This is a genomic window from Ilumatobacter sp. (genome assembly GCF_965215205.1).
Lineage (GTDB): Bacteria > Actinomycetota > Acidimicrobiia > Acidimicrobiales > Ilumatobacteraceae > Ilumatobacter_A.
On the sequence record NZ_CBDCDH010000003.1, the window covers coordinates 1 to 3,338 of the forward strand.

Genomic DNA, 3,338 nt, shown 5'->3' on the forward strand with positions numbered 1-3,338 from the left:
TCGTCGTACCGTACCTTCTCGCCTGCGGAATCGGCGGGGCGGGTATCCGCTGCGGTGGTCGTCGTCGCGTCGCCAAGCGTTGCGGGAGATCTTCTCACTCTTCGAAGCCGGCGATTCGCATGTTCTGGGGAGAGTATCGGGCCGTCGATCGCTGAGGTATCCCCCCACGGTGGGGTCGAGCGCCTTCGCTCACCGACTGCCTCCCGAGGCTCCACCCCGATCGCGAACGCCGGGTGCGGCATGCCGTCAGCTGCCGGCTGATGGCGAGCCAGCCGCGCATGCAGTCCTTCGTGCGGCCCGGACTTCCTCGCGGAGTTCATCGTGACCACCGGTTCGCTGAGCGTGGACGAGCTCCTGGGTCTCGGTGCAGTGACGGTCAACACCGGCATTTCCTATCCGATCGCGAGCGACGGCGAGCGACTCGTCGTCAACGGCGTGCCGCTCGTCGGGACTGCCGTACGCATCGCCGGCCGTTCGACGGTGTACCCGATCGCGAGAACGCTGCCGTGACCTGGACCCGTGCCCCGGTGCTCGCCGCCGTCGAGCTCGTCGGCGGCACCGGTCGGGGGACGTTCAACACAGCGAGAGACTGGCGCACAGGTCGATCACGGCGTCCGTGGTGCTGCCGTCGGTCCCCGTCAGAACCACCTCGGCCGCCGACAGCGACCCGGTGGACGTCGCGGAGCTGCCGTCGCCGGCGGACACCGATACGGCGCCGGCGAATCCGTTCGTCGACGAGAACGGGGCGCCGTCGAACGCGATGTCCAGCACCACGGTCACCGGGTCGGCGCCGTCGAGGGAGAGTTGCATGCTCGCGGAGAAGCTCGCGTCGATCGGCGTGCTGACCGTGGACCGGTAGCCACCCGTCATGCCGCTGAACACGGCGTCGTCCCCGAAGTCGGTCCGGTAGTCGAGCCCGGTGTAGCGCACGAAGACCGTCTGGCCCGCCCTGCCGGAGGTGCCGCTCGCGTCCACCGTGCCGCGAATCACGGTCCGTTCGCCGGAGCTCGAGAGGGTCAGGTCGAACTCGTCTGTCACTTCCACCCCCGAGCCGCCCGCGGGCCCGCCGGTCTCGAAGTGGCTGCCCTCGAACGTCACGTCGAACGGGCCTCCCTGATCGGCACAGCTGTCGAACACCGTGCCCGCTCGGTAGGCCGTCGAGTCGCCGCGTGTGCCGGAGCGTCCGCGCGTCACCGTGCCGGAGAGCTCGCAGTCGTACACCGCCCGGGAGCCGCCGAACTCCGGCACCACGACCGCGGTGAGCACCACATCCGGGGTCCGCTGCTGACCGGGGAACTCCGCCGCCTGTTCGATGTTCGCCAGCAATCCGCGGTGGTAGTTCGCACCGAGCTGGCTGCCCACCACCGCCAGGGCGTTCAGGGCGTGGCGCTCGAAGGCGTCGGCATCGATCAGCGACGCGACGGGCTCCACCTCCTCGCAGGCGTCGCCGAGCCCGTTGCCGTCTTCATCCTCTTGGCCGGGGTTGACGTCCTCCGGGCAGTTGTCCTCGCCGTCGCGCACGCCGTCGCCGTCGGCATCGCCGAAGCCGACCCGGTCGTCGATCGGATCGCACGCGTCGCCGAGCTCGTCTCCGTCGACGTCGTCCTGGTCCGGGTTGGCGATCACCGGGCAGTTGTCCTCGCCGTCGCGCACGCCGTCGCCGTCGGCGTCGCCGAAGCCGACTCGGTCGTCGGTCGGATCGCACGCGTCGCCGAGCTCGTCTCCGTCGACGTCGTCCTGGTCGGGGTTGGCGATCGCCGGGCAGTTGTCCTCGCCGTCGCGCACGCCGTCGCCGTCGGCGTCGCCGAAGCCGGCCCGGTCGTCGGTCGGATCGCACGCGTCACCGAGCGCGTCGCCGTCGACGTTCGCCTGCTCCGGATTGGCAATCGCCGGGCAGTTGTCGGCATCCCCGAGCACGCCGTCGCCGTCCGGGTCGAGATCGTTCACCGGGTCGCAGACGTCGCCGGTGCCGTCGTCATCGACGTCTGCCTGGTCGCGGTTCGGCATCGTCAGGCAGTTGTCGGGCACGTCGTCGAAGACGCCGTCGCCGTCGGTGTCGGCGCGCACCGTCGGATCGCAGGCGTCGCCGATGCCGTCGCCGTCCGCGTCCGTCTGATCCGGGTTCGCGACCGCCGGGCAGTTGTCCGCCTCGTTCGGGACGCCGTCGTCGTCGACGTCCGGGTTCTCGGTCACGGGCCCTTCGCACAGGTCGCCCACGCCGTCGCTGTCCGCGTCGGACTGATCCGGGTTGACGACGAATTCGCAGTTGTCGACCGTGTCGAGCACGCCGTCCAGGTCGGCGTCCGGCCCGTCGGGCGTGTCGTCGCAAAGGTCGCCGAGCCCGTCGCCGTCGGCGTCTCCCTGGTCCGGGTTCGATATCGCCGGGCAGTTGTCCGTGGCGCTCGGGGTGCCGTCGCCGTCGTCGTCGGTGCCGCCGCCGGTGGAGGGGTCGCAGGCGTCCCCGACGCCGTCGCCGTCGCCGTCGCGCTGGTCGGGATCGGCGACCGTGGGGCAGTTGTCCGGCGCGTCGTCCGGGATCCGGTCGCGATCGCGGTCGTTGTCGGTCCCGCCTCCGCCCCCGCCGCAGGCCGCGATCGTGCCGACGAGGAGGATCGGCAGCAGCCACCGGATGATCCGCATGAGCGGGCGCTCCTTTCCTTGAATGCGTCGTGGAGCGCCGACGGTAGGCCATCGCACCCCTTCGTCATATCCCACGAAAGTGCCACCGGCGGGGCCGGCGTCGCACGGACTGCCGATGGCGAATCGAGTCGGTGGAACCGGTCACGGTTCGGGAGCGCACGGTGGCGTGCGGACGGGGTCCTGCCGCCGCGTCGCGCCGAGCGGCGGTGCGTCGAGAGACGCGTCAGGGCGCCAGGCGTGCGATTCCGAAGTAGCGCGGCTCGAGAAAGGCGAAGTCGGAGCTGCCGTCGCCCCCCGCGTCGGCGGCGGACGGGTTCGACCACCCGAACCGCGCGTCGCGTCCGCCGCCGTCGTTGTCCTCGTCGATCTGCAGCTCGATGCCGAACGTCCGGTCCGCCCGGATCCCGACCGAGTCGAGCGGCACCGAGATCTCCCAGGCGGCGACCGGGTTGCAGAAGCAGGCCGCCATGCGCAGCCCCGCCGGCACGCCCACCGAGTTCGGCCCCGCCTCGACGCGCCCCGAATCGGTGTTCGGCCCGCCCGAGCCGTCGCCGAGCGCGAGGAAGACGTGGAAGTCGTTCACGCCGTCGTAGCTCGTGCCGCCGCTGGCGTCGCCGTCGATGAACAGATTCAGGTTGTCGTCCTGCCAGAGCGGTCCGGAGTCGTCGAGGATCGGTGCGCCGTCCATCTTGGCCTCG

The 3,338-nt window shown here is 71.2% G+C and carries 3 protein-coding genes; 1 reads left to right on the forward strand and 2 read right to left on the reverse strand.

Going from position 1 to position 3,338, the window contains the following annotated elements:
* Nucleotides 1–321: 321 nt before the first annotated feature.
* Nucleotides 322–510: a hypothetical protein gene (locus ACOOHC_RS00065; protein WP_420450181.1), complete on the forward strand. Its 189-nt coding sequence runs from the start codon at nucleotides 322–324 to the stop codon at nucleotides 508–510.
* 63 nt (nucleotides 511–573) lie between these two features.
* Here the strand turns inward: ACOOHC_RS00065 and ACOOHC_RS00070 are convergent, their stop codons facing one another.
* Together ACOOHC_RS00070 and ACOOHC_RS00075 are read right to left on the reverse strand one after the other, a co-directional pair.
* A complete protein-coding gene (locus tag ACOOHC_RS00070; protein ID WP_420450182.1) occupies nucleotides 574–2,715 on the reverse strand; it encodes a thrombospondin type 3 repeat-containing protein in 2,142 nt (713 codons plus the stop codon).
* A gap of 148 nt (nucleotides 2,716–2,863) precedes the next feature.
* Nucleotides 2,864–3,338, reverse strand: a 475-nt coding sequence (locus tag ACOOHC_RS00075) for a sugar-binding protein (protein WP_420450183.1), incomplete at its 5' end; no start/stop codon positions are given.